The sequence below is a fragment of the Chromobacterium vaccinii genome (genome assembly GCF_001855275.1).
Taxonomy (GTDB): Bacteria; Pseudomonadota; Gammaproteobacteria; order Burkholderiales; family Chromobacteriaceae; genus Chromobacterium; species Chromobacterium vaccinii.
Window position 1 is genome coordinate 3,671,443 of the sequence record NZ_CP017707.1, and the last position, 26,835, is coordinate 3,698,277.

The following is a 26,835-nucleotide window of genomic DNA, read 5'->3' on the forward strand; positions in this document are numbered from 1 at the left end:
GGCGTCCGACCATCCGGAAGTTTCATCGATGAAAACCGATACCCCGCTGCTGCCCGGCCAACTCGTCCGGCTGTTCCAACGCCTGGCGCCCGATGCCGACGACAGGGTGCTGGCGCTGATAGGCGAATTGAGCAGCGCCAATCTGGCCGGCCATGTCTGCCTGCCGCTGGCCCACCGTGGCGAGGCGGCGGCGCTGCGGGGCAGCCCGCTGGTCGGCAAGCCGGGCGATTACGCGCCCTTGATCCTGGACGAGGCCGGGCGGCTGTATTTCGCCCGCCACTGGCACGATGAGGACCGGCTGGCCGAAGGCCTGGCGCGGCTGGCCCAGCCGCTGCCCCCGCCGGACGAGGCGCGGCTGGCCGATCTGCTGGCCCGGCTGTTTCCCGGCGCGGACGAAGGCGAGCCGGACCGGCAGAAGCTGGCGGCGGCGCTGGCCGCGCGCCAGCGGCTGATGGTGATTTCCGGCGGCCCCGGCACCGGCAAGACCACCACCGTGGTGCGGCTGCTGGCGTTGCTGGCGGCGATGTCGCCGCGTCCGCTGGTGATGGCGATGGCGGCGCCGACCGGCAAGGCTGCGGCGCGGCTGTCCGAATCGGTGCGCGCGGCGCGCGACCGGCTGGACGTGGATGACGCGGTGCGCCGCCAGCTGCCGGCCCAGGCGGAGACGCTGCACCGGTTGCTCGGCCTGCGCCCCGGCGTGGAGGCGCCGCGCCACCACGCCGGCAATCCGCTGCCGCTGGACGTGCTGGTGGTGGACGAGGCGTCGATGATAGACCTGGCGTTGATGGCGCGCGCGGTGGCGGCGCTGCCGTCCCAGGCCAGGCTGATCCTGCTGGGCGACCGCGACCAGCTGTCGTCGGTGGAGGCCGGCGCGGTGCTGGGCGAGCTGTGCGGGCGCATCGCCTATCGCGACGAGACCTCGCAATGGCTGCAGCGGGTGGCCGGGGCAAGCCTGCGGGGCGACGCCGCGCCCGGCGGCGCGCTGACCGACTGCGTGGCGCTGCTGACCCGCAGCCACCGCTTCGGCGCGGATTCCGGCATCGGCGAACTGGCGCGGCGAGTCAACGCCGGCGAAGGGCGGGCCTCGCTGCAAGTGCTGGACGATGCCGGACGGCCAGATGTCTGGCGGCAGGATGCGGCCGACGACGCGGCGCTGCTCGCGCGCCGGCGCGGCTACCTGGACGCGGTGGCCGCCGGCGCCGGCGCGGACGAGGCGCAGCGCGAGTTTTCCGCCTTCATGCTGCTGGCGGCCGAGCGGCGCCAGGTGGCCGACTGCAACCGCCGCATCGAGCGCGAGCTGGAAGCGGCCGGGGTCAAGCAGGAGGGCCGCGACTGGTATCCGGGCCGGCCGGTGATGATAGGCGAGAACGATTACGGGCTGGGCCTGTTCAACGGCGACATCGGTTTCGCCTTGCAGCGGCCGTCCGGCCTGAGGGTGCTGTTTCCATCGGCCGACGGCGGCTGGCGCGAGTTCGCGCCTGGGCGGTTGCCGGCGCACGATACGGTATTCGCGATGACGGTTCACAAGAGCCAGGGCTCGGAGTACGACGAGGTGTGGCTGCAGTTGCCTCAGCAGGCCGGCGCGCTGCTGAACCGCGCGCTGTTGTATACCGCCATCACCCGCGCCCGCTCCCGTTTCGCCGCGGTGGGGGACGCCGAAGTCTGGCTGCGCGGGGCGGAACTGGCGCCGCGGCGGGATTCCGGACTTGGCGATCGGCTGCGTTGAAATCGCGGGAATGCAACAGTCTCGGGCTTTGTGCGACGAAGGATAGTCAAGCGTCGGCAGACATCCTAATATGCAGCCTTCCCGGAACAACGCAGGGGGAGTGGTCATGCAGGTGGACGCCGTACTCGGCTATCTGGACAAGGTCAGCCGCTTCGATGCTCAGCAGTTCACGCCGCTGTTCATCGGCACCGAAAGAATGGGGTGCGTCAACGCCCAGTGGAAAGAGCGCCTGCTGCAGCATGAGCCGCAATTGTTCGAGGATACCTTCCAGGGCCTGCGTTGCAAGGCGAAGGGCAGCTATCGCAGCATCAGCCACGCGCTGGCCCACGCCGCGCGGCGCTGGCAACAGGCCGGCTGGCTCAACGGCTGGCGCAACGAGAACTTCACCGCCTTCCGTCAGGACGGCAGCTCTTATTTCGAATTGGAGCGCGCGGCCTTCCGCCCGTTGGGCCTGACCAGCCGCGCGGTGCATGTCAACGGCCTGTACCGGTTCGACGACGGCGAAGTCCGGATGTGGGTGGGACGGCGCAGCCCGCACAAGGCGGTGGACCCGAACCGGATGGACAACCTGGTCGGCGGCGGCGTCGCCGCCGGCGAAACGCTGGCGCTGGCCCTGGAGCGGGAGTCGTGGGAAGAGGCCGGCGTCGCGCGCGAGCGGGTGGACGGCCTGAAGCCGGCGTCGCTGCTGCTGGCGCAGCGGCCGGTGGCGCGGGGCCTGCACCGCGAATGGCTGTACGCCTACGATCTGTGGCTGGCGCCGGGAGAGTCGCCGGCTTGCCAGGATGGCGAGGTGGCCGAACATCTGCTGCTGCCGTTCTCCGAGGTGGAGCAGCTGCTGGTGGACGAGCGCTTCATGATAGACGCGGCGCTGGTCTGCATGGACTGCCTGTGCCGGCATGGCTACTGGGAGCGCCACAACCAGAAGATGGCCGACGCGCTCTCGCGGGTCCGCTACGAGCTGGGCCAGGAAATGGGCGTGCCGGCCTGAGCGCCGGTGTTCGGCGGAGGCCGCGCGCTCATCGACAACCCGGCCAGGCCGGGTTTTTTTATGCCGGTTTTCCCATATTCAATTTTCTCATTCAGCTGTCCAGGCTTTTTCCCGGCATTATCCGCATTTATTAGAATATTTGCATTGAATTGTAAACAAAAACGGATTTCTCCTTACATGGCGCGGCACCGATTTTCTATCAGGTAAACTCATGTAGAATCGAGTGCTGGAAATGCATTCCGTATAAAAATATCCGGCAGCGCCATTTTTCGAGAAAATAATAATGTATCGGTTGAAACTGATTTCACCGGATTTCGGCATCGATGACAGCGGGCCCCTGCATCCCACCCAGGAGCAGGCGCGCAAGGCCGCCGAACTGATGTTGCACGTCTACAAGGGCAGGCTGAGGGCCGAGGTCCACAAGGTGGACGTGAAGACGCGCACGTCGGAAAAGCTGGAAGAGGTATATATCCGGCTGGAGGTGCAGAACTGAGGCAATTCGCCGGATGCCGCCAATCTCGGCTATTTTCGTGCGCGAAAATGACTGCAAGCAAACTTTCCCATTGCAGACCTGCCGAAGATACGCTACCGTCATCGCTCCACTAAACCCCCTGTCCGGCAGCCACCCTGGTTGTCGGGAATGGAGCGATCTTTATGTTTTCCTGGTTTGAACGCCGGATATCCCCCTATCCGGACACGCCTGCCGCCCAGCCTCCGCGCGGCTTCTTCCCCTTTATCTGGTTCTGTACCCGCGGCATGCGCGGCCTGATCCTGTGCATGACCCTGCTCACCGCGTTGATCGGCGCCTTCGAAGCCCTGCTGTTCTCGATGCTGGGCTCGGTGGTGGACTGGCTGGCCAAGGTGCCGGCCAACCAGCTGTGGCAGCGCGAGAGCGGCCATCTGTTGCTGCTGGCCGGCATTCTGTTGGCCAGCGTGCTGCTGGTGTCGCTGCAGGCGATGAGCAAGTATCAGGGCCTGTTTTCCAATTTCCCGATGCGGCTGCGCTGGAATTTCCACCGCCACCTGCTGGGACAGAGCCTGAGCTTCTATCAGGACGAGTTCGCCGGCCGGGTGTCGGCCAAGGTGATGCAGACCGCGCTGGCGGTGCGCGACACCGTGCTGATCATCACCGACATCCTGGTGTTCGTCGTGATCTACTTCGTCACCATGATCGCGGTGCTCGGCCATTTCGATGTCATGCTGCTGCTGCCTTTCCTGGCCTGGCTGGCGCTTTACGTCGCGACGCTGTGGTTCTTCGTGCCTAGGCTTGGCAAGGCGGCCACTCTGCAGGCCGACGCGCGCAGCCTGATGACCGGCCGCATCACCGACGCCTATACCAATATCGCCACGGTCAAGCTGTTCTCGCACGGCCAGCGCGAGGCGCGCTTCGCCAAGGGAGCGATGGAGGAGTTCCTGTCCACCGCCTATCGCCAGATGCGGCTGGTCAGCGGCTTCGAGGTCGTCAACCAGCTGACCAGCATGCTGCTGATCGGCATCACCACCGGTTCCGCGCTGTGGCTGTGGAGCCAGGGCCAGGTCAGCATCGGCGCGGTGGCGGCGTCCACCGCGATGGCGCTGAGGCTGAACGGCATCTCGCACTGGATCATGTGGGAGATGTCCAGCCTGTTCGAGAACATCGGCACGGTGCAGGACGGCATCACCACGCTGTCGCGCACGGTGGCGGTGGTGGACAAGCCGGCCGCGGCCAAGCTGGAAGTGCCGCGCGGCGAGATCCGCTTCGATAATGTCGATTTCGCCTATGGCGGCGCGAAAAATGTGATTTCCGGCCTGGACCTGACGATACGTCCGGGCGAGAAGATCGGCCTGGTCGGCCGCTCCGGCGCCGGCAAGTCCACCATCGTCAACTTGCTGCTGCGCTTCTACGACCTGGATGGCGGCCGCATTCTGATCGACGGGCAGGACATCGCCGGCGTGACCCAGGACAGCCTGCGCGCCAGGGTGGGCATGGTGACCCAGGATACGTCGCTGTTGCACCGCTCGGTGCGCGACAACCTGTTGTACGGCAGGCCGGACGCCAGCGACGAGCAGATGGCGGAGGCGGCGCGCAAGGCTGAAGCCGATGATTTCATCCGCTCGCTGACCGATCCCAAGGGCCGCATCGGCTATGAGGCGCATGTCGGCGAACGCGGCGTCAAGCTGTCCGGCGGGCAGCGGCAGCGGATCGCCATCGCGCGGGTGATGTTGAAGGACGCGCCCATCCTGCTGCTGGACGAGGCGACCAGCGCGCTGGATTCGGAAGTGGAAGCGGCGATCCAGAGCAGCCTGTACCGGCTGATGGAAGGCAAGACTGTGGTCGCCATCGCCCACCGCTTGTCCACCATCGCGGCGATGGACCGGTTGATCGTGCTGGACCAGGGCCAGGTGGTCGAGGAGGGCACGCATCAGCAGTTGCTGGCGCAGGGCGGCCTCTATGCCCGGTTGTGGACGCACCAGAGCGGCGGCTTCCTCGGAGAGGAGGACGGCGACGAGGAGTCGAACCTGTCCTTGATGGGCTGATCGCCATCCAACCCTCCGGCATGCCGGAGGGTTTTTTCATGGAGTGAGACCAATGCCGGCATGAGGCGGCTGAGCCGGCGGCATCTGCGGTTTGCGCCGGTGGCTGGAGATTTTATTCGTCTAGTTATTGTAAGTACGTACAGTTATTTTTATGTCAGTCTTGATTTAATATTTATTGTTTTGACATGAGCGGCGGTTCTCCGCTGGCGGGGCTAATGAATAATTTCAATATTGTGGTTTCTTTCTTGCGTTCGGTGGAGGAGGGGAATTTTTCGCAGGCGGCCCGTTGCATGGGCTTGACCCCGGCGGCTGTCAGCAAGCATGTGCAACAGTTGGAGAGCGAGCTGGGCGTGCGGCTGGTGCATCGGAACACGCGGGCGCTGGCGCTGACCGCCGTCGGCGAAATGTACTTCCAGCGGATGTCCAATCTGTACAGCGAGCTCCGGCAGCTGGAGCAGGATGTTCGTCACCATGGCAGCGAGGTGGGCGGGCGTCTGAGGCTGACCTTGCCCAACGGCATCGGCAGGAACTATTTTCTGCCGGTGTTGAACGAGTTCTCCCAGTTGCACCAGTCCTTGAAGCTGGAGCTCCATTTCGAAGACCGCATTGTGGATTTGGTGCGGGATGGTTACGACGCGGGCATCGGCGACCAGTTGGCCAAGGACAGCAGCTTCGTCGCCAAGGCCCTGCTGCCGCTGCAACGCCTGGTTTTCGCCTCCCCGGCCTATCTGACTAGATCGGGCACGCCGCAGACGCTGGCCGATCTGGACGGCCACGACTGCATCCGGGTGGTCAGCCAGAACAGCGGCAGGCTGATGCCTTGGGAATTCAACGACAACGGGGTGCTGCGGCGGGTAGAGGTGGAGGGGCGGCTGACCGTCAACGATCCGTTCGCCGCCTGTGAGGCGGCGCTGCAGGGAGCCGGCTTGGCGATGATAGGAACGGTGCAGGCCTACCCCTATCTCGCCACCCGGCGTCTGGTGCCGTTGTTGACCGATTTCGCGCCGCCGCCGCGCTCCATCTATTTCTACTATGCGCACCGGCGGCATTTGTCGCTGCCGGTGCGTCTGCTGCAGGATTTCCTAATGGTGCGCATGCAGAAATCCATGCCCCCCATTTTTGGCGATGGCTACCGCTGGCCGGCGTAGCTTCTCTTCCACGTCAGGCGCGTCGAGGTAGTTGAGGAGGATGGACGCCCACGCTTGTTGGAATCGTTGCAGCCAGCCGTGCAGATCATATCCATCGTCCGGCGTGTACACGCAGACCTGGGCCGGGAAGTCGCCGTTGTCCCGGGCCTGCAGCGGATAGGCGCGGCGGGCGGGGGCGAGCCAGGCGAATTCGAAGAATTCCAGTTCGTCCGGCTGTTCCCCCAGCCGTTGCAGCGCCTGTTGCAGCAGCTGTTCTGGAGCGGGCAGGGCGGCGATGTCCAGCTCCCCGTCGCGGGGCATGCCCAGCATCATCGTGGCGGCCTGGCCGCGCGCAGCGGGCAGTTGCTGGGGCAGCGCTTGCGCCAGCACGCTATCGACCCACAGCTGGTAGAAGGATTGTCGATAGACCCGTTCCGCCAAGTGCCAGATCTTCATGCCGGCCGGACGGCGATTCGGCTCGATGACCGCAGTCCTCGCGCCGGCATCGTCCAGTTTGACCTCGTTGTGGAACGGGCCCGCGAATTGGCCGACCAGCAGGTTGGCGCTCTGGCCGGCCCGGATCAGACGATGTCTTTCCGCGGGCTGGAGCCGGGCTGGCAGCAACTGGCCGGTTTCCACCGGATAGCGGCCGCTGGCGCTGATCTTCTCGGTGATGAAATGCAGATTGCCGATGCCGTCGAACGAATATTCGCGATGGAAGGGAATGTAGCCTTCCGCGATCAGGCCGCCGTCCAGATAGGGCAGGACTTCCTGCCAGGCTGCGGCCAGATCGTCGCCCTGCTTCAGCAGCAGCACGCCGCGGTTGTTGCCCTCGCAGGACGGCTTGAGCACGAAGCCTTCCGGATTGCGCTCGGCGAAGGCCGCGAGTTCGGCCTGCGTGCGGATGATCTGGAAAGGCGGGCAGTACAGCGATTGCGCGCCGAACAGCTCGGCATGCTTTTGTTCGCGCTGCCGGTAGACGGATTTGCTGAAGGCGGCCTGGGCCAGGTCGGCGTCGTCCACCGGCAGACCCAGCGCTCTGAGCAGGGATGCGCCGCTGGCGACAGCGTTGTCGGAAAACACCAGCCCACCTGCCAGTTGGCCGAGCCAAGGCTGCAATGCCTGCAGCGCCTGGTCGACGAAGCCGCCGTCCAGCGGATTCAGATCGATGACCGCGTCGGCCAGTTGATGGTCTTGCTGGCTGGGATGGTGGCGAATCAGGATGGTGGAGAGCTGGTAGCGAGTCCGCGCGTAGTCGAACATGCAGGCTACGTCGCCCACCCGGCTGAGGTTGTAGTCCACCAGCAGCAGCCAGCGTTTGTTTTCAGATGTCATCGCAGTAATACCTCGTTCAATCGGCATAGTGGGCGACAAGCGTGCGGCTGGACGCGCGCAGCAATTCCGGAATCACTTCGTGGCGGCTCTGATAGTCGAACGACCACAGCGCTTGGCCGAGGAAGACTTCCCGCGCGCCTTCGGTAATGGTCTGGCCCGACTGCAGGAAGCACTGCAGCTGGTCCGGGGCGTGGGGATGCTCGTTCCGTTCGATCGAGTCTATGGTGCCGGGCCGGCAGAAGTAGGCGCGGAAAAAGCTGGCGCGGCGCCGGGGATATTCCGAGTCCAGCGCGGCCAGTTCGCTCCCGGCCTGCAGTTGCTGGCCGGAGTCGGCGGCCAGGAGTTGCTTCAGCCAGAAGTCCAGCAGATTGCGGCCGTCGCATTGCACGGCGACGCTCGGCGAGATCAGGGAGCCGCCCACGCGGGGGTTGATTTCAATCAGTTCCCAGCCGCTGGCGCATAGCCGGGCTTCCAGATGGAAGCAGCCCCAGTCGGCGCCGCAGCCGTGCAGCACGGCCTGCAGCCATTGCCTGGCGCCGTCCGCCTGGGAGGGTTCCCAGTCCAGCGGCGGCGAGACGCAGCATTCCTCCAGCACCGTGTGTTCCTGCTCCGTCACCTGCAGCTTGTGGTGCACGCCCAGCAGATAGGCGCGGCCAGCCTGCATCATGACTTCGAAGCTGAATTCCGGGCCGTCCAGGTAATCTTCAATGATGAACTGCGGATTGCCGATCAGGCCCGCGTACAGCGGATCCCGGCTGGCCTCCTCGCCGATCTCGGAGAGGCGGGCCATGTTCAGGCCTGGGCGCAGTTTGCTGGCGCCGAAGGAGGCCAGGCCGCGGCGCGGCTTGACGAAGCCAGGGCGGCCCGCGCTCAGCCAGGTTTCGAGCGAAGCATCGCTGGCCAGTTCGGTGCGGGTCTGGCTGAGGCCCAGCGCTTGCAGCCGCTGGCGCAGCCAGTGCTTGTCGGTCAGGTTGTCCACGGTGTCGGGCGCCAGGTCGGGCACGCCTAGGAGCGCGTTGGCTTGCGCCATCAACCGACGGTAGCCCTCCCACACCGATACACAGGCCGCGGGTTCCCAGCCCTGTCCGCGCCAGGCGTCGATGGCCTGCAGCAGGTCGGCTTCTTCCAGCTGGTGCCCGGCGGCGGCGCGCACGCCGTCCGCCAGGCCGGTCAGAGCGTCCAGCCGTTCGCTGGCCGCGCCCAAGGGGGCGGAGCTGAGGATCAGCACCGCTTGCCCTTGCCTGCGTGCCGCAGCGGTCAGGTCTTCCATGAAGGAATAGCCGCAATGGCTTAACAGAATGATGGCGCGTTTCATGGCATTAGGCCGCTTTGCTTTCCTGGGCCAGGGTGTCTTGCGCCAGTTCTTCGAAGTACATCGCCAGGATGCGCTGGTGTTCTTGCAGGTAGCGTTCCAGGTGAGCGATGTCCTGCTCGCTTTCAATCAGGAGGCGCAGCGCGGCCCAGACTTCGCCCGGGTGGTCGTCATTGATGTCGGTATGGGAGTGGGCGATCTGGCCGACCAGCTTCTGGTCGCCGATGCTGTGCTTCATGGCCTCGATCTTGCGCGGTTCCAGCTTGACGTTGACGTACTCCACCAGATAGGAGTAAGCCACTACGCCCAGCGGGCCTTCATGGTCCAGCAGGTAGCTGAAGAAACCGGTCAGCAGCTTGGTGGACAGGTAGGGCTCGGTGGCCAGGAAGGTTTCGCGGCTGACGCCGGCGCGCTGCAGATCCTGGATGAACAGTTCGTCGTGCAGCATTTCCTCCATTTCATAGTTCGCCCAGATCTGGGCGGCTTCCGGGCTGCGCTTGGCGATTTCCGCCAGCGTCTTGGACTCGGCCACGCGCAGCAGGCGAATGCGCCATGCGGTTTCGATCAGGTTGCGGCGGTAGTACTCGCTGTTCACCTCGCGGCGTTCCAGGTGGTCGGCGGCGGGCACGCTGGCGTACCAGGCGTCGATCTGGGCGTCGATTTGCTGATCGATCTTCTGGCGCAGTTCTTGGGACTGGCTGGAGGAGAGGAAGGGCTTGCTGCGGTTCAGGCCGGTGTTTTTGCAACGGTTCATGTTGATTTTTCCTGTTGAGTGGTGGTGGTTTATAGCTCTGGGCTATGGCTTGAAAAATGGCTTCCCGCCGCCAGCGCGGGCGGAGTCGCCGGGTAAATGGGATTGCGCGGTTTTACAGCGCGGGGGCGCGATCCAGCTCCGGGGACGGCGCGGCCGCGTGGGGCATGGCGTCGCGGGTGGCGACCTCCAGCGTCACGTCGCCGTTCAGCCGGCATTGGCAGGCCAAGCGGTAGGGACCCGATTCGAATCCCATCCTCTGGACGAAATCGCGCTCGTTTTCCGCTACGGGGCCCAGCAAGGATGCTCCGTGGTGCACCTTGACCAGGCAAACGCCGCAGACGCCGGAGCGGCAGCCGAAGGACAGGTGTTGTTCGCCGTAGTATTCGAATTCAAGGTCGATCAACGGGCTTTCCGCCGGCAGTTCGAGTTGCTTGTGCTCAGGCAGCAGGGTGATTACCGGCATAGAGCGTTCTCCTGTTCGATCGAGGGCAGGGCGGCCGGATTCTGGTCGCTCAGCAATGTGTATCGGTGGCGCCGCAGCGCATGGCGGGCGGCATCGAGAAAGTGGGAAGAGCCGCTGACCACGGCCAGGCCCTGGGTCGAGGGCGAAGGCAGGGCCGCCAGCGCCTCGTTCAAGGCATCGTGTTCGTCCAGCGGCAGCAGCGTCAGCGACAGGCCGGCCCAGGCCGCCGCCAGTTTTTCCAGCCAGGGCCGTTCGGCCGCCAGATAGCCGGAGGAGGCCTGCCACAGCAATCGGCAGCGGTGTCCTGGCCGGCGGCGGGCCATCCAGTCCAGCATGGCGCGGGATTGGGCGTAGCCGGATTGGCTTGCGATCAGAATGTCCGGCAGGCGCCTGTCGTCCGTCAGCGCGATCGCGCCGTGCGGCAGGCTGATCTGCAGCGAGCCGGCATCCAGCGCCGCGAACAGCTGCGGATTGCTGCGGCTGTCCCTGCGTCGGGTGACGTGCAGCTCCAGGCTGGCGCCCGGTTGCAGTCCGGCGACGGAAAAGAAGGGCCTTCCGTCCGCCAGTTGGACCTGGATCGCCTGGCCGGGCCGCACATCCGGGTGGCGGGATGGCAGGCCCAGCGTGACGCGCTCGGTGGCCGCGTCCAGTCGCTGGCGGCTGAGCACCGGCGTTTTCAGCGCGGATGACTCAAGCATGGACGGCTTCCTTTTGCAGCAAGGGCATGACGCCGCCGCAGAAGTGGCGCATTTCGTCGCGTGACGGCCAGCCGGAAAAAATGAAATTGCGGATGCCGTGGCGTTCGTATTCCCGGATGTAATCGGCCACTTCTTGATAGCTGCCGACGATGGCGATGGCGGGGCCGCCGCGGTAGGGGACTGCGCCGGTCCACAGATAGGGAGACGGCCAGTGGTCCGGATATTGTTCGGCGAGGCGGAAACTGCCCTTGACGGCCTCGGAGTCGCAGCGGGAAACGAAGTCCTTGATGAAGGCGCGGTGTTTTTCATCCGGGCGGGCCATCATTTCCGCTATCGCGTCCAGAGCCTGCTCCCGCGTCTCGCGGGCGATCACGTGCAGCCGCAGGCCAACTTCCTTGCCCGCTTGCAACAGCGGCGCGGCATGGACGCCGACCTTGGCCGGCAGGTCGCCGTAGCACAGCCAACAGTCGGCGCGCTCTTCGGCCAGCGCCTTGGCCGGCGCGCTGGCGCCGCTGACGTAGATGTAGGGGCGGCCGTCGCCGGGGTGGCGCAGGCCGAGGGTGGCCGCTTCGATCTGGTAATGCTGGCCGTGGAAAGTGACGGGTTCGCGGCTGGCCCATAGCGCCTGCATGATGCCAAGGAACTCGTCGGCGCGGCGGTAGCGATCGTCATGCTCCAGAAAATCGCCGTAATAAGCCTGTTCTTGCGGAGAAATGCCGGCCACCAGATTCAGGTCCACGCGGGACTGTCCCATGCATGCCAGGGTATTGATGACCTGCGCCAGCAAGGTCGGCGACATCAGGCCCGGACGATAGGCGAGGATGAAGCGGACGCGGCGGGTTTCCCGCAGCAGCGCGGCAAGCAGGGGAATGGGGTCCGGCATGTAACAGCTCATCGGCATCAGCAGCGAGTCCACGCCTGCTTCTTCCGCTTCGCGGGCGAAGCTGATCATGGTGTCGACGTCGACCACGCCGGCATCGAAGCCGCCGCTGGCGCTCTGTTGCCCGCTATCCAGCGGCAGGCTCCAATGTATGCGAACAGTCATTTGCTGACGATCTCCAGAAGAATGGTTGCAGGACTAATATATTACTTCGGCATATTTTTTGTTAAATCATATGGAAAATGAGATTTAACGATTTGGAATGGTTTGATTTGATAATTAGTAATGATGGACTGTTCTGGAATGAAAAACGGGCTCATGGCTAAGCCATGAACCCGTTGCGGGGGAGGGCGGAGGCGTCAGGCGAGACTGGGCTGGGCCGTGATCGCGCGGGGGCGGATATAGGCTTGCAGCGGCATCCACAGGCCGAAGGCGAGCAGGGCCGCGCCGATGAACAGCCACTGGAGAGGAATGCGGTTGGCCAGCAAGGTGACCAGCAAGCCCGACAGCGGCAGGCTGAGCTGGTTCAGCAGCACGATCACGCTGATGACCCTTCCCAGTTTCTCCTTGGGAATCCAGTGCAGCCGCTCGGTGCGGATGAACACGTTGAAGAGGCCGCACAAACCGAAGCTGAGCGCGTATCCCAGCACGAATATCGAATAGTGGCTTGCCAACCCCATCAGGACGCCGCCGCTGATGATCAGCGCGAAGGCCGCCATGCCCAACTGGTAGACGGATGCCCGGCGCAGCAGCCAGGGCACCAGCAGGAAGCTGGCGATGGACAGCATGCCCATGAAGGCCTGCAGCGTCGCGTAGACCTGGTCGGTCTTGCCGAACACGCCAACAGTGACGGCGGCGCTGGTCGATAGCGCCAGTCCGACCACGAGGTTGACCAGCATCGACAGCGCGACCAGAGCCAGCAGCACGGGAGCCTGTCTCAGCGTGGCGAAGCCGTGCTGCAAGCTGTCGAGGAACAGCGGTCTGCGTTCGGACGGCTGGCTGGCCGCGCGCGAGGGCATCGGCGGCAGCGTGCAGACGCCGGCAGCGCTGACGGCGAACACGCCGCAGGCCGCCCACAGCAGTTGGCTGGGAGCCAGCCAAAGGCTCAACGCGCCGGCCAGCGCCGGGCCCAGCACCCCTGCGGAATAATCTATCGCTTGCAAAATGCTTTGCGCTTTCGGCATCTGTTCCGGCGGCACCAGCATCGGAACCGTGCTTTCCAGCGCGATGAAAGCCTGGGCATAGCAAGCCGCGCAGATGGCCATCAGGATGGCGGCCATGGCGAAGCTGTGGCCCGGCCACATTGCGAGGCCCAGCGCCGCCAGCAGGCAGGCACCGGCCCGGGTGCCGTCGGCCAGCGCGTAGACGCGGCGGCCTCCCAGCCTGTCGGAGAACGTGCCGGCGAGCGGCAGCGAGATCACGCGCGGCAGCCACTCGCACAGAAAGGCTAGGCCGGACATCGTCGCGCTGCCGGTGCTGTGATAGACGATCAGCGGCACGGCGAACATCAGGAACTGGTCGCCCAGCGCCGAGGCCGCCCGAGATCCAAGAAACGACAGCATTCGCACATTGTTCATGCCGGCACCTCGCGGACTTCTTCCTGGAGGCGGGGATGCAGGGTGACCGCGGCGAACAGCGCTTCCATCCATGCTTGCAGCGCGGTTGTCGACTCGGCGCCGACCACGCCGGAGAACGGCACCTCGAAAGCCTGGTAAGTGATGTTGCGCGGCAGTGGCGTATCCCTCGGCAGCACGCTGTGGCGCAGCAACTCGGATGATTTGCAGAAGGACTGGTGGCCCTCCAGCTCCACGAAGCCGTCGGGCAGGTGATGGCCAGGGAACACGAACCATCCGAAGAAGGTCGTCTTGCGCAGCGAGCCGGGCAGGTCCGGCTGCTCTCCGCACAGGATGGCCAGTTCCTGAGCCGGCAGGTAGATGCCGGTCGCCATCTCGAAGGTGTCGACCACGTCTGCGCCGCCGACCCGGTTGGCGATCTCGAGGAAGACCCAGTCGCCGCTGCCGTTATCGTCTATGACTTCGAGGTGGAAGGCGCCGGAGCGCAGGCTGATGGCGTCGATGGCGCGTTGAACCCATTGCTCCTGCGCGGCGTCGAGTTTGAATTGAACCGAACCCAGCGGCTGGCCCTTGGCGTAGTCGAGGCAGGTGCCGATGTAGCGGCTGCCCACCAGCGCGACGACCTTGCCGTTGTGCACCAAGCCGTCCAGGTGCAGCAAAGGGCCGGTGATGAAGGTTTCCACCTCGAAGCGCTCCGCGTTGGCGTGGAAGTCTTGGTCCAGGCGGGGGATGCCGGCCTGGCGGCTCTGCAGGGCGCTGGCCAGAGAGGCCGGATCGTCGAAGACTTGGACGTCTTCGCTGGAGGCGCCGTCCACGGGCTTGATGACGGTGCGTCCCGGCCATGGGGCGCCGCCTTGGGCAAGGAATTCGGCGAGCGGCAAGGCTTGCGGCACACGCAGTCCGGCCGCGGCAGCCCTGTGTTTCATGATCAGCTTGTCCCGGACGGCCATTACTTCGTCGATGCTGGCGCCGGGGACGCCGAGCGCCTCGCGCACCTTGGCGGCATCGAGGAGCTCGTACTCGGAAAGGGAAATCACCCGGTCGAAATGCAGTTTGAGATCGGACAGAATCGCCAGCACTTCGCTGGCGGTATCCTTGAGGCCGGGCCGTTCGAGTCGGGCGCAGCGCAAACCTTCGGGCAGGTTTGCCAATTGTTTGGCGGTGCCGATGTAGGTGACGTTGTGCCTGTCGTGGTCGATGCCGAGATGGTAGTTGATCTTTTGATAGGGGATGCGGTGTAGGATCAGGATGTTCATGAGACTTTCCAGGTTCCATGCCGGCGCGTGCGCGATGCGGCGAAGCCGGCGGGCTGAGTTATGGGTGTCTCATGTTAAAGGCGTATTTCAGGGCGAAAGAGAGAGCGGGAGGAAAAACAACTGTGACGGTTTGGAATAGATGCGGCAGGCGGGTTCAACGAAATGCAAAAGGCGGATAGTGCGGGGCAGCGTTGGGGAATCAGTTTGCGGGGAATGGAGGAGGGAAAACCCGGAATGAACTCAATGTCATGAAATGGCGCAAGCGCTTGATTTGGTTGGCGCACCCGACAGGGATCGAACCTGTGACCTTCAGCTTCGGAAACTGACACTCTATCCAACTGAGCTACGGGTGCGCTGACACTTGCAATCAAGTGAACGCATCATACCGCAAACATCTAATCCGAGTCCAGAGTATGGTTTTTTGCCTTGCGAACTTGCATACCGTATAATTAACCAGTTTTAATTGTCATTTTTTCAGGCGAGGCTTGGGATGAGTAATGAGAACGGAATGGCCCCCGGCCAGATCGTAAAGGTGCTGGTCAGCGTCGTTGTCTTCCTTGTCGTGGCGATTTGGCTATTGGCCAAGCTCGCCACCAGTGGTTTCAATGTGGATGCCGAGGTGATGACCAAGGAAGCCGTGGCAGCCCGCCTGAAGCCGGTCGGCGAGTCCAAGGCCAGCGACGCGCCGCCGGGCATGCGCACCGGCGAACAGGTCTACAAGGGCATCTGCATGTCCTGTCACGCCACCGGCCTGGCCGGCTCTCCCAAGTTCGGCGACGCCGGCGCCTGGGGACCGCGCATCGCCAAGGGTTGGGACATGCTGGTCAACCATGCCTTGCATGGCTTCAACGCGATGCCGGCCAAGGGCGGAGCGACCGATCTGAGCGATGACGAAGTGAAGCGCGCGGTCGCCTACATGGGCAACGCCGGCGGCGCCAAGTTCACCGAGCCGCCGGTTGGCGGGGCGGGGGGAGCAGCCGCTGCGGCGGACCCGGCGGTGGTCGGCAAGAAGATTTACGACAGCGTGTGCGTGGCTTGCCATGCCGCGGGCGTCGCGGGCGCGCCGAAGTTCGGCGACAAGGCGGCGTGGTCTGCGCGTCTGAAACCGGGCATGGACGAAGTGGTGAAAATCGCCACCAAGGGCCTGAACGCGATGCCACCCAAAGGCGGCTATACCGGTAGTGATGCGGAATTCCGCTCGGCCATCGAATATATGGTCAATAATTCAAAATAAGCAGCATTTGATATAAAAAAGCACCCAATTGACATTGGGTGCTTTTTTAATGCATTTTGGGTTTTGTGAAATGTCAATACGTATGACTTGCTAAAAAGGACAGGTGGCAGCTTGGCGGATATCGGGCATCATTCGCTCATCTGATTGACCGATTGGCTTTCCAGCCCTTCAGTCAGGTGAGGTTCCCCAGCCTCGCTTCACCCAGAGATGTTCCTCATTCTTCTTTATGGCGCCTCGCGGCGCCATTTTTCTTGCCCGTTCAATCCGTCGGCGTTTCGCCCGATTTGTCCTTGCCGGCCAGCATCGCGGTCAGGTTGGCCAGCCGGGACTTGCCCTCACTTTTGCTTACCAACGGCTCGGCGCCGGGCTTGCCGAAATGGCGAAGGTCTTCGCCGTCGATTTCGCTGATGAAGCGCGACGGTTCGATGAATTGCCATTCGCCCGCGCGGCGGCGCTTGACGCAGTAGCTGAGCGTCAGGCTGCGCTGGGCGCGGGTGATGCCGACGTACATCAGCCGCCGCTCTTCCTCCACCATGCCGTTTTCCACCGACTCGCTGTGCGGCAGGATGCCTTCCTCGCAGCCCACCAGGAACACGTGCGGGTACTCCAGGCCCTTGGACGCGTGCAGCGTCGACATCTTCACCGCGTCCACCTCGCCTTCGTCGCGCCCTTCCAGCATGGTGATCAGCGCGATGGTCTGCGTCAGCTCGATCAGGTTCTTGCCGTCGGCCTCGCCCTTTTTCGCCAGCCAGGCCACCATTTCCAGCATGTTCTTCCATTTGGTTTCGGCGATCTTGGGGCTGTCCTCGCTGTCGTACAGCCAGGCTTCGTAGCCTATCGCCTGCAGCAGCTCCATCGACAGCTTGCCGGCTTCCTCGCGTGTGGCGCGGTACTGCAGCTGGGTGATGAATTCGCAGAATTGCTCCAGCGGCGCCAGTTGCGCTTGCTGCACCTGCACCCGCAGGCCGGCGTCGTGGGCGGCGGCGAACAGGCTCTTGCCGTACTGGCCGGCCCAGGCGCCCAGCTTCTCCAGCGTGCCGGCGCCGACGCCGCGCTTGGGCGTGGTCAGCGCGCGGATGAAGGCTGGATCGTCGTCCGGGTTGGTGACCAGCCGCATATAGGCCAGCAGGTCCTTGATTTCCGGTTTGTCGAAGAAGCTCTGGCCGCCGGCCATCTGGTAGGGGATGCGCTGGTTGCGCAGCGCCTGCTCGAAGATCCGCGCCTGGTAGTTGCCGCGGTAGAGGATGGCGTAGTCCTTGAACTCGGTCCTGCACTCGAACTTGTGGGCCAGCAGCTTCTGCACCACCGTCTCCGCCTCGTGCTCTTCGTCCTTGCACTGGACCACGTGTATCGGCTCGCCCAGGCCCAGCTCGCTCCACAGCTGTTTTTCGAACAGCTTGGGATTATTGGAGATCACGCTGTTGGCGGCGCGCAGGATGCGGGCGGTGGAGCGGTAGTTCTGCTCCAGCTTGATCACCTTAAGCTGCGGGAAATCCTGCTGCAGCAGGCGTAGGTTTTCCATATTGGCGCCGCGCCAGGCGTAGATGGACTGATCGTCGTCGCCCACCGCCGTAAATAGGCCGCGCACGCCGGCCAGCAGCTTCACCATCTGGTACTGGCAGGTATTGGTGTCCTGATATTCGTCCAGCAGCAGGTAGCGAAGTTTGCCCTGCCATTTGAGCAGCACTTCCGGGTGGGTGCGGAACAGCTGCACCGGCAGCCGGATCAGGTCGTCGAAGTCCATCGCCTGATAGGCGGTCAGCGTGTCCTGATAGGCCAGATACGTCTTGGCGCAGATGCTTTCCCACTGGTCCTGCGCCGCCAGCAGCATGTCGTCCGGCGTTTTCAGATCGTTCTTCCACAGCGAGATCTGGCTCTGTACCTTGCGTATTTCATCCTTGGCCGTGGTGTTCAGGATGTCGGCGATGATCTTGCCGGCATCGTAGGCGTCCAGGATGGAGAACTGGGTCTTGTAACCCAGATGGGGCGCTTCCTGGCGCAGTATGTGCATGCCGAGCGAGTGGAAGGTTGACACCGTGATGCCGCGGATTTCGGCCGATGTCATCAGTTTGCTCACCCGCTCCAGCATTTCGCGCGCCGCCTTGTTGGTGAAGGTGATGGCGGCGATATGGCGGGCGGGGATGCCGCCCTCGCGCACAAGATGGGCGATCTTGTAGGTGATCACGCGGGTCTTGCCCGAGCCGGCGCCCGCCAGCACCAGCAAGGGGCCGTCAAGGTAATGGATGGCCGCGCGTTGCGGCGGATTGAGCAGGGGAGCGGACATGGCGGTCGGGCCCGGACGGGCGCAGCAAATCGGTAATCAAGGCCATGCATTGTAGCATGGGGTATCATGGCTTATCGCGGATGGCGTCCCACTCTCGCAGCCGATCCGCCACTCAAGGAAACAATATGGCCATCTACGCAATCGGCGACATCCAGGGCTGTTTCGAGCCGTTCCAGCAATTGCTGCGGCTGATAGACTTCAATCCCGGCAAGGATACGCTGTGGCTGACCGGCGATCTGGTCAATCGCGGACCGCAGTCGCTGGATGTGTTGCGCTGGGTGTTCCAGCACCAGGACCAGGTGGAGATGGTGCTGGGCAACCACGACCTGCATTTGCTGGCGGTATCGGAAGGTTTCGGCAAGCTCCACCGCGACGACACCATCGAGGACATTCTCAACGCCGCCGATGGCAAGGTGCTGCTGGACTGGCTGCGCTGCCAGCCGCTGATGTTGGAGGGGCAGGGCTACGCGATGGTGCACGCCGGCCTGCTGCCGGAGTGGACGATAGCCAAGGCGCTCAGACTGGCGGAGGAGGTGGAGTTCGGCCTGTCCGGCAACCGCCACCGCGAGTTTCTGGGCCGGCTGTACGGCAACAAGCCCACGCGCTGGAGCGACGATCTGAAGGGGGCGGATCGGCTGCGCCTGATTGTCAACGCGATGACGCGGATGCGTTTCCTGACGCGCGACGGCGAACTGGATCTCAGCTACAAGGGCGAGCTGGAGGGCGCGCCGGCCAATCTGATGCCATGGTTCGAGGCGCCGGGGCGCCGCCACGGCGGCACGCCCATCATCTGCGGCCATTGGTCGGCGCTGGGCGTGCATCTGGACGAGGATATTCTGGCGATAGACTCGGGCTGCCTGTGGGGCGGCAGCCTGTCGGCGCTGCGGCTGAATGACAGGCAATTGTTTTCCCTGCCCTGCCAGGCTTACCGTGAAATCGCGCTTGCAACAGGCAGATAAATAAATCTTTATCAAAGCTGGCAAGTGGCGGGGCTTGTTGTCATAATTGCCGCCTCCGCCAGCTTGTTACCTTAGCATGAGCTATCTGTCCATTGAGTTCGCCCTGGCTTTCGTCGGTTTTTTTACCGTCTACTGGGGCTGCCGCCGCATGCCCAGCATGCAGAACCTTCTGCTCCTGCTGGCCAGCTATTTGTTCTACGCCAAGCTCGACTGGCGTTTCGCCTCCATTCTTGCCGTCTACACGCTGGTCCAGCATGGCCTGAGCCGGCGGATGAGCGCGTCCGCCAGTCCGCGGCGCTGGCTGCAGGCTTCCTTGCTGCTGGCCGTGGGCAATCTGGCCTTGTTCAAGTATTTCGATTTCTTCCGCGAAAGCGCGCAGGCCGGCTTGAATGCGCTGGGGGTGACGGCGCTGTTGCCGGCGCTGGACATCCTGATGCCGGTGGGCATTTCCTTTTATACCTTCCAGTCAGTCAGCTACTTCGTGTCGGTGTACCGCAAGGAGATCAAGCCGGCGGCGCTGCCGCAGTTCGCGCTGTTCCTGGCGTTCTTCCCCACCCTGCTGGCGGGGCCGATCTGCCGCGCCGGCGATCTGCTGGAGCAACTGCGCAGCCCCGCCCGGCGGCAGGTGGCGCAGCTGGACCGCGCCTTGGGCCTGATCGCGCTGGCCTTGCTGAAGAAGCTGTGGCTGGCCGGCTGGCTGGCCAGCGCCTGGGTGGACCCGGTGTTCGCCGCGCCGGACACTTTCCATACCCTGGAGGTATGGGCGGCGTTCTACGCCTACGCGCTGCAGATCTATCTGGACTTCTCCGGCTATACCGACCTGGTCACCGCGCTGGCGCTGCTGCTGGGCATCCAGCTGCCGCGCAACTTCGACGCGCCCTACCTGGCGCTGAACCTGCGCGATTTCTGGCGGCGTTGGCACATCTCGCTGTCCAGTTGGATCCGCGATTACGTCTACATCCCGCTGGGCGGCAACCGCGATGGCTTCGCCCGCGCGCAGATCAACCTGCTGGCGGCGATGCTGCTGTCCGGCTTGTGGCACGGCGCCAGCCTGAAATACCTGGTGTGGGGCGCGATGCACGGCCTGGGCGTGGTGGCGTTGAATGTCGGCGACAAGCTGTGGCGGCGCGACGCCGTCAGCGGCGCGTCGCCGTGGCTGGCGCGGCTGATCACTTTCCATTACGTTTGCCTGGCCTGGGTGTTCTTCCGAGCCCAGTCGCTGGACGAGGCGATGGATTTCCTGCGCGCGATGTTCGAGCGCTCCGGCCAGGAGCTGACGCTGAACGCGCCGGGCCTGCTGCTGCTGTTGGCGCTGTGGCTGGCGGCGCTGCCCATGCTGTCCTCCCTGCCCGAGCGCTGTTTCGGCCGGCTGGCCGCGCTGCCGTGGTGGGGCAAACCGCTGCTGTTGAGCGCCATCGCGCTGCTGGTGATCTCGTTGGCGCCGTCCGGCATCCCCGCTTTCATTTACTACCAATTCTGACGATTCGACCCTCGCCATGCTCGCCGCCTATCCGCACCGCCGCATCCTCGTCATCCTGCTTAGCTGCATGCTGTTGCTGTTCTGGCTGGAGCAGGCCGCCGTCAACGCCTACTGGCGGCAAACCTTCCACGCGCCCAGCCTGCTGGAGCGGCTGGACGCGCTGTCGCCATGGCGCGAAGGCGGTTCGCTGGGCGGAGGGCTGCGCCGGCACAGCGAAGCGCTGCAGCAGCAGGTGGGCGGTTGGGACCGCCGCATGATAGACAGCTTGAACGCCTGCTGCCTGAAGCCGAGGCCGGCGCCGGCAGCCAAAGTCGCGGCGCCCAAGCCGCAGGCCTCGGCTGGCGCGGCGGCGGCTGTCAAAGCGGTGGACTCCCGCCTGCTGCTGGAAGAGGGGCTGCCGGTGTTGCTGGCCGGCGATTCTATGATGCAGGGCGTGGCGCTGCACCTGTTGCCGCCGCTGTTCCGACAACATCAGGTCAAGGCGATCGATATCAGCAAGCAAAGCACCGGTCTCACCTATCCGGATTTCTTCAACTGGCCGGCGACGGTGGAGCGCCAGCTGGCGGCCAATCCCAAAGCGCAGTTGCTGGTGATGTTCATCGGCGCCAACGATACCTGGGACATGGTCAACGGCAATCATTACATCCGCTTCGCGTCTCCCGACTGGGAGCAACGCTACCGCGAGCGGATCCGGAGCATTCTCGCCAGCGCGAGCAAGCGCAAGGTCAAGGTGCTGTGGCTGGGCCTGCCCAATATGAGCCGCGACAAGATGAACGACGGCGTGCACTACCTGAACCGCCTGTACCGGGAAGAGGTGGCGGCCGGGGGCGGACGCTTCATCTCCACCCGCGAGGCGCTGGGCAGCCAGGACGACAGCTTCAATAAATTCATGACATTGCCCGACCAGGGCGAGGTGGCGGTGCGTACCGCCGACGGCGTGCATTTCACCCGTCAGGGCCAGCTGCTGCTGGCGCGCCGCGTGCTGGCGGAATTGAGGTTCGAATGACATTCAAGGCAATCGCGCGCGCGTCGCGCTGGATGATGGCGGCCGCGCTGGCTGCCCAGGCGCAGGCCGCGCCGGTGCAGGATTTCGGCGAGCCCAACCTGGCTCGCCTGGCCGCGCGCTTCAGCCTGCAGGGCGATGCCCAGCCGCCGGTGCGGGTGGTCCAGTTCGGGGATTCGCACACCGCCGCCGACTACTTCAGCGGCGAATTGCGCGCCCGGCTGCAGGCGCGCTACGGCGATGCCGGCATAGGCTGGCTGCCGCCGGTCAATGTGCCGGGGCAGCGCAACGCGCTGGCCTATATGCGCAGCGAAGGCTGGGCGCTGCGCAACAGCCGCCGCGACACCGATCCGGACTTCCCGCTGGGCGGTTTCGTCGGCGTCGCCCAACGGCCCGGGGCCAGCATCGCGGTGCGCCCGCGCGCCGAGGACAAGGGCTTGTGGCGGGTGCGGATCTGGCTGCGGCAGAGCGCGGACGGGCAGGGGCTGACCGTAGACGACGGCAGCGGTCCGCGACGAGCGCAGGCTAGCGCCGGCGCGGGTTGGCAGCGGGTGGAAATGAAGCTGAAGCTGCCGTTCACCTTGCGCGCGGATAGCCTGCCGGCGCCGGAGGTGGGCGGTTATGAGCTGGAAAAGCTGGCACCCGGCGTGGTGCTGGATACCGTGGGCAGCAATGGCGCGGAACTGGCCTTGTGGCGCAGCTGGGGCGGAGCCTGGGGCAGGCAGCTGGCGGCGCGGGAGGCTGATCTGGTGATTCTGGCCTACGGCACCAATGAGGCTTTCGACCCCAAGCTGGATCTGGACGAATACCGCGCCACATTGCAGGGCGCGGTCAGCCTGGTGCGCAGCCAGTTGCCGCAAGCGGCCATCCTGCTGCTGGGCGCGCCGGATTCGGCGCGAAGCAAGGGCGGGGCGGTCAGCCGCGAGTGCGCGGCGGGCCCGCAGCGGCCGCTGATGCTGAGCGCGGTGCAGCAGACACAGCGCCAGTTGGCGCGCGACAACCATTTGCTGTATTGGGACTGGCAGCAGGCGATGGGCGGGCCGTGCAGCATGCGCGCGTGGCGGCAGCAGCAACTGGGCCGCCCGGACATGGTTCACTTCACTGGACCGGGCTATGTCCGCCTGGGCGACGACCTCTATGAAGGTTTGAGCCAGCGGCTGGCGCGCTGAGCGCTCAGGCGCCGGTTTCCGCGGCCGGCGCCGGCTGCGGCTTTTCCTCCAGTTGCAGGCGCAGGCCGCGCGCTACTTCAAGCCTGGCCTGTTCCGCCAGCAGGAAGCGGTTGTCCAGGCCGGCGTCGCCGGCTTTCAGCGGCAGCCCGTAGCTGATCTCCACCTCGATCTGCGGCACGCTCAACACCTTGCCTATGCTCTGAAATAGCGAAATGTCGTCGATGTAGGCGGCTTCCCGCAGCAGGCTGCCGTCCGTCCGCTGATAACGCAGCGATACCGGCTGCACGGTGCCGCCTGCCAGCAGCGCGGCTTCGAACAGCGAGGCCTTGAACGGCAACAGGCCGCTGCCATCCGAGGTGGTGGATTCCGGGAATACCGCCATGCAGCCGCCGTTTTTCATCGCTTCGGCCAGTATCTGGTTGACGCGGCTGGCGTCGCGGCGGTTGCCGCGGTCGATGAACAGCGTGCCGGCCACGTAGGCCAGCCAGCCTATTAGCGGCCATTTGCGGATCTCGCGCTTGGCGACGAAGCGCGACACGGTGCAGCTGTTCAGCGCCACGATGTCCAGCCAGGACACGTGGTTGGCGACCAGCAGGGTGTTGGGCGGATAAAAGCCCGGGTTGACGCCTTGCACCTTGATGCTGACGCCGAGTATCTTCAGCGCGTGCTGCGCCCAGCGGCGGGTGACCACCGCGCGCTCGGCCTGGGCCAGCCGGGAATAGCGGGTGGCGACGATGAACACGCCGACGGCCAGATGGCCGAGCAGGCGCAAGACGCGGCCGCAGCGGGTGGCGAATGAAGTGGTGGCGGGTGACTTCAAGATCGTTACGGTTTCAAGTCTGAGGAATGACAGGCCGCCACTCTATCACGGCTGGCACAGCGGGCAATAGTAAGTGCTGCGCTGACCCTGGCGGATTTGGCGGATCGGCGTGCCGCAGCGCCGGCATGGCTCTTCCTGGCGGTTGTACACCATATAGCTTTGCTGGAAGTAGCCGGGCTTGCCCTCGCTGTCGACGAAATCGCGCAGCGTGCTGCCGCCGGCGTCGATCGCGCGCCGCAGCACCGCCTTGATTTCGGCCGCCAAGCGGTCGCAATCCGCGCGGGACAGATCGCAGGCCGGACGCGACGGCGAGATGCCGGCGTGGAACAGCGATTCGTTGGCATAGATGTTGCCGACGCCGACCACCACGTGGTTGTCCATGATCGCCAGCTTGATCGGGCTGCCGCGGCGGCGCATGGCCTGGAACAGCGCGTCTCCGCCGAAGGCGTCGGACAGCGGCTCCGGCCCCAGCGCCTTCAGCAGCGGATGCAGCTCGAGCGGGCCGATGTGCCACAGCACGGCGCCGAAGCGGCGCGGATCGCGAAAGCGCAGTACCTGGTCGCCCAAGAGCAGGTCCAGGTGGTCGTGCTTCTGCGGCGGCGAGCCGGCCGGCATCACCCTCAGGCTGCCGGACATGCCCAGGTGGATCAGCAAGGTGCCGCTCTCGCATTCCAGCAGCAGGTATTTGGCGCGGCGGCGCACGGCCAGCACTTTTTCGCCGGCGACGCGCTCCGCCAGATCCGGCGGCACCGGCCAGCGCAGACTGGGATTGCGGACAACGGCGCCGCGCAGGATGCGGCCTTCCAGATGCGGCTCTACGCCGCGGCGGGTGGTTTCGACTTCGGGCAGTTCTGGCATGGGCGGGCTGCGATTCGGTAAATGGTGCAAAGATGAAAAGCGGACATGCTATTCTACGCGTTCAACAGGCTTTGAGCAGGCAACTTAATCCATGCGAATGAAACCGCTGAAACGATCCCTCCCGTTGCTGCTGGCGCTGCTGCTGTCGGCCTGCGCCGGCGTCAAGCCACCGGCGTCGGCGCCCGCTCAGCCCGAATCGAAACCGGCCGCCGCGGCCGAGCCGGACGAGGCCGTGCTGCCCAAGGTCGAACTGTCGCCCGAAATCCTCTACGGCGTGCTGGCTGGCGAGATCGCCGCCCGCCGCGGCGCGGCCGGTTCCGCCGGGCTTACCTATCTCGATCTGGCGCGCGAGACCCGCGATCCGCGGATGGCCCAGCGCGCCGCTGAATTCTGCCTGTTGTCCGGCCAGTTGAAGCCGGCGACCGAGGCGCTGCAACTGTGGATAGAGCTGGATCCCAACTCCCTGCCGGCGCGCGAGCAGCTGTTCATCACGTTGATGCGCGGCGGCAAGCTGGCCGAAAGCAAACCCTTGATCGAAGAGCTGCTGCGGCTGGAACCGCAGCGCGCCCCGGCGATTTTCGTCCAGCTGGCGCGGCTGAGCGCCAGGCAGGACGGCGGCTCGGCTCCGTCTTACCGCCTGGTGGAGGAACTTGCCGATCGCTATCCCGATCTGCCGGAGGCCCGTTTCGCGGTGCTCGCCGCCGCCGCCGACAACAATGACCAGGCCGCGGTGGACCGCGAGTTCGACCGCCTGGCGCGCATCGCGCCGAAATGGGACCTGCCGGTGGCCTGGCAGGTGGACAGGCTGCGCCGCAAGGACATCAACGCGGCGGCGGAATTCCTGCAGCGCGAGCTGGCGCGCCGTCCCGACGCTGGGCTGGAGCTGCAGACCGCCTACCCGCGCCTGCTGGTCGGCGCCAAGCGTTTCCCCGAAGCGCGCGCCGCTTTCGAAGCCTTGCTGAAGACGCATCCGGACAATGCCGACCTGTTGTACGCGACCGGCCTGCTGGCTTACCAGATGCGCGATCTGAAAACCGCCGACGACCGGCTGCAGCACGCGCTGGCCAGCCAGTATCAGGAACAGGACTTCGTCCGCTACACGCTGGGACAGATCGCGGAAGACAGCCGCGATGTCGAGCGCGCCGAAAACTGGTACCGCCAGGTCGGCCCCGGCCAGCAATATCTGCCCGCGCAATCCCGGCTGGCGATACTCGAGGCCGGAAACGATCATCTGGAAGAGGCGCTGGCTCGTCTGAACGGTTTGGGCGGCAACGACCAGGAGAAAGTTTCGGTGGCCTTGCTGCAATCGCAGCTGGCGCGAGAGGCCAAGCAGCCGCGCCGCGCTTACGAAGTGTTGACCCAGGCGCTGCAGCGGCAGCCGCGTTCGACCGAACTGCTGTACGAGCGCTCGCTGGTGTCCGACATGCTGGGCAACACCGGCAATTCCGAGCGCGACCTGAAACAGATCTTGAAGGACAAGCCCGGCGACGCCCAGGCCTTGAACGCGCTCGGCTACACGCTGGCCAACCGGACCACGCGCTACCAGGAAGCCTATGGCTACATCGAAAAGGCGCTGAAGGCGGAGCCGGGCAATCCGGTGATCCAGGACAGCCTGGGCTGGGTGCAGTACAAGCTGGGCCGGCTGGAGGCCGCGCGGCGCAATCTGGAAAAGGCCTACGCCGCGATGCCGGATCCGGAAGTGGCGGCGCATCTGGGCGAAGTGCTGTGGAAGCAGGGCCGCCGCGACGAGGCCATGGCTGTGTGGAGCAAGGAGCTGGCGCAGCATCCCGGCCACGAGGTGATCACCGAGGCGATGCGCCGCCTGGGGGCCAAGCCGTGATCCGGCGCGCGCTGCTGCTGTCGTTGGCGCTGCTGCTGGCCGGCTGCGCCAACGAAGCGCTGTTCCGCCCCAAGCCGTCGCTGGAAGCGGCGGCCGACGCGCCGTTCAGCGTCAGCGGCCGCCTGTCGGCCAATCTGGACGGCAAGGGCCATGTCGCCAATTTCGACTGGCGGCACCAGCCGCCGCGCGACGAAGTGGCGATCAACTCTCCGCTGGGCAACACTGTGGCCAAGGTGCTGCGCGATCCCGGCGGCGTGACGCTGCTGGCCGACGGCAAAAGCTGGCAGGCCGACGATGTGGAAAGCCTGACCCGGCAGGTGATGGGGTGGCCGCTGCCGCTGTCCAATCTGGTGTGGTGGATACGCGGCCTGCCGGCGCCCGGCCTGGAAAGCCGCGTCGACGCCGACGGCAATCTGGAGCAGCAGGGCTGGCATATCCGCTTCGTCCGCGACGCCGACGTCGAGGCCGACCATCCCAAACGGGTGGAAATGCAGCGCGAAGGCCTGACCGTCAAGGTCGTGGTGCAGAGCTGGCAGTGAGCCGGCTTCCCCGCGCGCT

The 26,835-nt window shown here is 65.0% G+C and carries 23 protein-coding genes and 1 tRNA gene; 12 read left to right on the plus strand and 12 right to left on the minus strand.

The window, feature by feature from the left end; genetic code table 11:
• The first annotated feature begins 28 nt into the window (after window positions 1-28).
• The 5 genes from recD (at window position 29) to BKX93_RS17130 (ending at window position 6,379) form a co-directional block, all read left to right on the plus strand.
• Window positions 29-1,726 carry an exodeoxyribonuclease V subunit alpha gene (gene recD, locus BKX93_RS17110; RefSeq protein WP_070980694.1) on the plus strand — a complete coding sequence of 566 codons (1,698 nt, stop codon included), beginning with the start codon at window positions 29-31 and terminating at the stop codon, window positions 1,724-1,726.
• A gap of 106 nt (window positions 1,727-1,832) precedes the next feature.
• Entirely contained in the window at window positions 1,833-2,714 is an 882-nt protein-coding gene (locus tag BKX93_RS17115) for an NUDIX hydrolase (RefSeq protein ID WP_070980695.1), read from the plus strand.
• Between the two features lie 283 nt (window positions 2,715-2,997).
• Window positions 2,998-3,207, plus strand: a complete 210-nt coding sequence (locus tag BKX93_RS17120) for a hypothetical protein (RefSeq protein WP_021478246.1) — start codon at window positions 2,998-3,000, stop codon at window positions 3,205-3,207.
• A 161-nt stretch (window positions 3,208-3,368) separates the two neighbouring features.
• On the plus strand, window positions 3,369-5,231 hold the full coding sequence (locus BKX93_RS17125) for an ABC transporter ATP-binding protein (protein ID WP_046156706.1): 1,863 nt from the start codon (window positions 3,369-3,371) through the stop codon (window positions 5,229-5,231).
• 215 nt (window positions 5,232-5,446) lie between these two features.
• Complete coding sequence (locus tag BKX93_RS17130; protein WP_021478244.1) at window positions 5,447-6,379, plus strand: LysR family transcriptional regulator; 933 nt, start codon at window positions 5,447-5,449, stop codon at window positions 6,377-6,379.
• On the opposite strand, the gene BKX93_RS17135 is transcribed toward BKX93_RS17130, so the two are convergent.
• From BKX93_RS17135 to BKX93_RS17175, 9 genes are all read right to left on the minus strand, one after another.
• Window positions 6,314-7,693 (minus strand): ATP-grasp domain-containing protein, encoded by a 1,380-nt coding sequence (locus BKX93_RS17135; protein WP_052717558.1) that lies wholly within the window; start codon window positions 7,691-7,693, stop codon window positions 6,314-6,316. The two genes, BKX93_RS17130 and BKX93_RS17135, sit on opposite strands and share 66 nt — an antisense overlap.
• A 16-nt stretch (window positions 7,694-7,709) precedes the next feature.
• On the minus strand, window positions 7,710-9,008 hold the full coding sequence (locus tag BKX93_RS17140; protein WP_083340583.1) for an ATP-grasp domain-containing protein: 1,299 nt from the start codon (window positions 9,006-9,008) through the stop codon (window positions 7,710-7,712).
• A gap of 4 nt (window positions 9,009-9,012) precedes the next feature.
• Window positions 9,013-9,759 (minus strand): heme oxygenase-like domain-containing protein, encoded by a 747-nt coding sequence (locus tag BKX93_RS17145; protein ID WP_046156705.1) that lies wholly within the window; start codon window positions 9,757-9,759, stop codon window positions 9,013-9,015.
• A gap of 112 nt (window positions 9,760-9,871) precedes the next feature.
• Window positions 9,872-10,222 carry a 2Fe-2S iron-sulfur cluster-binding protein gene (locus BKX93_RS17150; protein WP_052717560.1) on the minus strand — a complete coding sequence of 117 codons (351 nt, stop codon included), beginning with the start codon at window positions 10,220-10,222 and terminating at the stop codon, window positions 9,872-9,874.
• Window positions 10,213-10,920 carry a ferredoxin reductase domain-containing protein gene (locus BKX93_RS17155; RefSeq protein WP_046156704.1) on the minus strand — a complete coding sequence of 236 codons (708 nt, stop codon included), beginning with the start codon at window positions 10,918-10,920 and terminating at the stop codon, window positions 10,213-10,215. The genes BKX93_RS17150 and BKX93_RS17155 overlap by 10 nt, the downstream gene beginning before the upstream one ends.
• Window positions 10,913-11,965: an LLM class flavin-dependent oxidoreductase gene (locus BKX93_RS17160; RefSeq protein ID WP_046156703.1), complete on the minus strand. Its 1,053-nt coding sequence runs from the start codon at window positions 11,963-11,965 to the stop codon at window positions 10,913-10,915. Before BKX93_RS17160 ends, BKX93_RS17155 begins: the two co-directional genes overlap by 8 nt.
• 194 nt (window positions 11,966-12,159) lie before the next feature.
• Window positions 12,160-13,377: an MFS transporter gene (locus BKX93_RS17165; RefSeq protein ID WP_070980697.1), complete on the minus strand. Its 1,218-nt coding sequence runs from the start codon at window positions 13,375-13,377 to the stop codon at window positions 12,160-12,162.
• Window positions 13,374-14,630: an ATP-grasp domain-containing protein gene (locus BKX93_RS17170; protein ID WP_070980699.1), complete on the minus strand. Its 1,257-nt coding sequence runs from the start codon at window positions 14,628-14,630 to the stop codon at window positions 13,374-13,376. Before BKX93_RS17170 ends, BKX93_RS17165 begins: the two co-directional genes overlap by 4 nt.
• Before the next feature lie 276 nt (window positions 14,631-14,906).
• A tRNA-Arg gene (locus BKX93_RS17175) sits at window positions 14,907-14,983 on the minus strand.
• A gap of 137 nt (window positions 14,984-15,120) precedes the next feature.
• On the opposite strand from BKX93_RS17175, the gene BKX93_RS17180 reads away from it, so the two are divergent.
• Window positions 15,121-15,864, plus strand: a complete 744-nt coding sequence (locus tag BKX93_RS17180) for a c-type cytochrome (protein ID WP_070980700.1) — start codon at window positions 15,121-15,123, stop codon at window positions 15,862-15,864.
• A gap of 259 nt (window positions 15,865-16,123) precedes the next feature.
• Here the strand turns inward: BKX93_RS17180 and BKX93_RS17185 are convergent, their stop codons facing one another.
• Window positions 16,124-18,148 (minus strand): UvrD-helicase domain-containing protein, encoded by a 2,025-nt coding sequence (locus tag BKX93_RS17185; protein ID WP_046167932.1) that lies wholly within the window; start codon window positions 18,146-18,148, stop codon window positions 16,124-16,126.
• A 125-nt stretch (window positions 18,149-18,273) separates the two neighbouring features.
• On the opposite strand from BKX93_RS17185, the gene BKX93_RS17190 reads away from it, so the two are divergent.
• The 4 genes from BKX93_RS17190 (at window position 18,274) to BKX93_RS17205 (ending at window position 22,759) form a co-directional block, all read left to right on the plus strand.
• Window positions 18,274-19,107 carry a symmetrical bis(5'-nucleosyl)-tetraphosphatase gene (locus BKX93_RS17190; RefSeq protein WP_046156698.1) on the plus strand — a complete coding sequence of 278 codons (834 nt, stop codon included), beginning with the start codon at window positions 18,274-18,276 and terminating at the stop codon, window positions 19,105-19,107.
• 76 nt (window positions 19,108-19,183) lie between these two features.
• Complete coding sequence (locus BKX93_RS17195; protein ID WP_046156697.1) at window positions 19,184-20,587, plus strand: MBOAT family O-acyltransferase; 1,404 nt, start codon at window positions 19,184-19,186, stop codon at window positions 20,585-20,587.
• A gap of 16 nt (window positions 20,588-20,603) precedes the next feature.
• Window positions 20,604-21,593, plus strand: coding sequence for an SGNH/GDSL hydrolase family protein (locus tag BKX93_RS17200; protein ID WP_046156696.1), 990 nt, complete (start codon window positions 20,604-20,606; stop codon window positions 21,591-21,593).
• Window positions 21,590-22,759: an SGNH/GDSL hydrolase family protein gene (locus tag BKX93_RS17205; RefSeq protein ID WP_052729228.1), complete on the plus strand. Its 1,170-nt coding sequence runs from the start codon at window positions 21,590-21,592 to the stop codon at window positions 22,757-22,759. Before BKX93_RS17200 ends, BKX93_RS17205 begins: the two co-directional genes overlap by 4 nt.
• Window positions 22,760-22,763: 4 nt before the next feature.
• Here BKX93_RS17205 and BKX93_RS17210 read toward each other — a convergent pair whose 3' ends face one another.
• Together BKX93_RS17210 and mutM are read right to left on the minus strand one after the other, a co-directional pair.
• Window positions 22,764-23,579, minus strand: a complete 816-nt coding sequence (locus BKX93_RS17210) for a lysophospholipid acyltransferase family protein (RefSeq protein WP_046156695.1) — start codon at window positions 23,577-23,579, stop codon at window positions 22,764-22,766.
• A gap of 45 nt (window positions 23,580-23,624) precedes the next feature.
• Window positions 23,625-24,437: a bifunctional DNA-formamidopyrimidine glycosylase/DNA-(apurinic or apyrimidinic site) lyase gene (gene mutM, locus BKX93_RS17215; protein ID WP_046156694.1), complete on the minus strand. Its 813-nt coding sequence runs from the start codon at window positions 24,435-24,437 to the stop codon at window positions 23,625-23,627.
• A gap of 91 nt (window positions 24,438-24,528) precedes the next feature.
• Between mutM and BKX93_RS17220 the strand changes: the two genes are divergently transcribed.
• Both BKX93_RS17220 and lolB read left to right on the plus strand, forming a co-directional pair.
• The gene (locus BKX93_RS17220) at window positions 24,529-26,277 is read left to right on the plus strand and encodes a tetratricopeptide repeat protein (RefSeq protein WP_070980702.1); all 1,749 of its coding nucleotides are present in this window, start codon (window positions 24,529-24,531) and stop codon (window positions 26,275-26,277) included.
• Window positions 26,274-26,816: a lipoprotein insertase outer membrane protein LolB gene (gene lolB / locus BKX93_RS17225; protein WP_144408841.1), complete on the plus strand. Its 543-nt coding sequence runs from the start codon at window positions 26,274-26,276 to the stop codon at window positions 26,814-26,816. The genes BKX93_RS17220 and lolB overlap by 4 nt, the downstream gene beginning before the upstream one ends.
• Window positions 26,817-26,835 lie beyond the last annotated feature (19 nt).

Bases quoted from the DNA above. Each gene is read 5' to 3' on its own strand.
- recD (WP_070980694.1), top strand. From the start codon at position 29: ATGAAAACCGATACCCCGCTGCTGCCCGGCCAACTCGTCCGGCTGTTC.
- BKX93_RS17115 (WP_070980695.1), top strand. From the start codon at position 1,833: ATGCAGGTGGACGCCGTACTCGGCTATCTGGACAAGGTCAGCCGCTTC.
- BKX93_RS17120 (WP_021478246.1), top strand. From the start codon at position 2,998: ATGTATCGGTTGAAACTGATTTCACCGGATTTCGGCATCGATGACAGC.
- BKX93_RS17125 (WP_046156706.1), top strand. From the start codon at position 3,369: ATGTTTTCCTGGTTTGAACGCCGGATATCCCCCTATCCGGACACGCCT.
- BKX93_RS17130 (WP_021478244.1), top strand. From the start codon at position 5,447: ATGAATAATTTCAATATTGTGGTTTCTTTCTTGCGTTCGGTGGAGGAG.
- BKX93_RS17135 (WP_052717558.1), bottom strand. From the start codon at position 7,693: ATGACATCTGAAAACAAACGCTGGCTGCTGCTGGTGGACTACAACCTC.
- BKX93_RS17140 (WP_083340583.1), bottom strand. From the start codon at position 9,008: ATGAAACGCGCCATCATTCTGTTAAGCCATTGCGGCTATTCCTTCATG.
- BKX93_RS17145 (WP_046156705.1), bottom strand. From the start codon at position 9,759: ATGAACCGTTGCAAAAACACCGGCCTGAACCGCAGCAAGCCCTTCCTC.
- BKX93_RS17150 (WP_052717560.1), bottom strand. From the start codon at position 10,222: ATGCCGGTAATCACCCTGCTGCCTGAGCACAAGCAACTCGAACTGCCG.
- BKX93_RS17155 (WP_046156704.1), bottom strand. From the start codon at position 10,920: ATGCTTGAGTCATCCGCGCTGAAAACGCCGGTGCTCAGCCGCCAGCGA.
- BKX93_RS17160 (WP_046156703.1), bottom strand. From the start codon at position 11,965: ATGACTGTTCGCATACATTGGAGCCTGCCGCTGGATAGCGGGCAACAG.
- BKX93_RS17165 (WP_070980697.1), bottom strand. From the start codon at position 13,377: ATGAACAATGTGCGAATGCTGTCGTTTCTTGGATCTCGGGCGGCCTCG.
- BKX93_RS17170 (WP_070980699.1), bottom strand. From the start codon at position 14,630: ATGAACATCCTGATCCTACACCGCATCCCCTATCAAAAGATCAACTAC.
- BKX93_RS17180 (WP_070980700.1), top strand. From the start codon at position 15,121: ATGAGTAATGAGAACGGAATGGCCCCCGGCCAGATCGTAAAGGTGCTG.
- BKX93_RS17185 (WP_046167932.1), bottom strand. From the start codon at position 18,148: ATGTCCGCTCCCCTGCTCAATCCGCCGCAACGCGCGGCCATCCATTAC.
- BKX93_RS17190 (WP_046156698.1), top strand. From the start codon at position 18,274: ATGGCCATCTACGCAATCGGCGACATCCAGGGCTGTTTCGAGCCGTTC.
- BKX93_RS17195 (WP_046156697.1), top strand. From the start codon at position 19,184: ATGAGCTATCTGTCCATTGAGTTCGCCCTGGCTTTCGTCGGTTTTTTT.
- BKX93_RS17200 (WP_046156696.1), top strand. From the start codon at position 20,604: ATGCTCGCCGCCTATCCGCACCGCCGCATCCTCGTCATCCTGCTTAGC.
- BKX93_RS17205 (WP_052729228.1), top strand. From the start codon at position 21,590: ATGACATTCAAGGCAATCGCGCGCGCGTCGCGCTGGATGATGGCGGCC.
- mutM (WP_046156694.1), bottom strand. From the start codon at position 24,437: ATGCCAGAACTGCCCGAAGTCGAAACCACCCGCCGCGGCGTAGAGCCG.
- BKX93_RS17220 (WP_070980702.1), top strand. From the start codon at position 24,529: ATGCGAATGAAACCGCTGAAACGATCCCTCCCGTTGCTGCTGGCGCTG.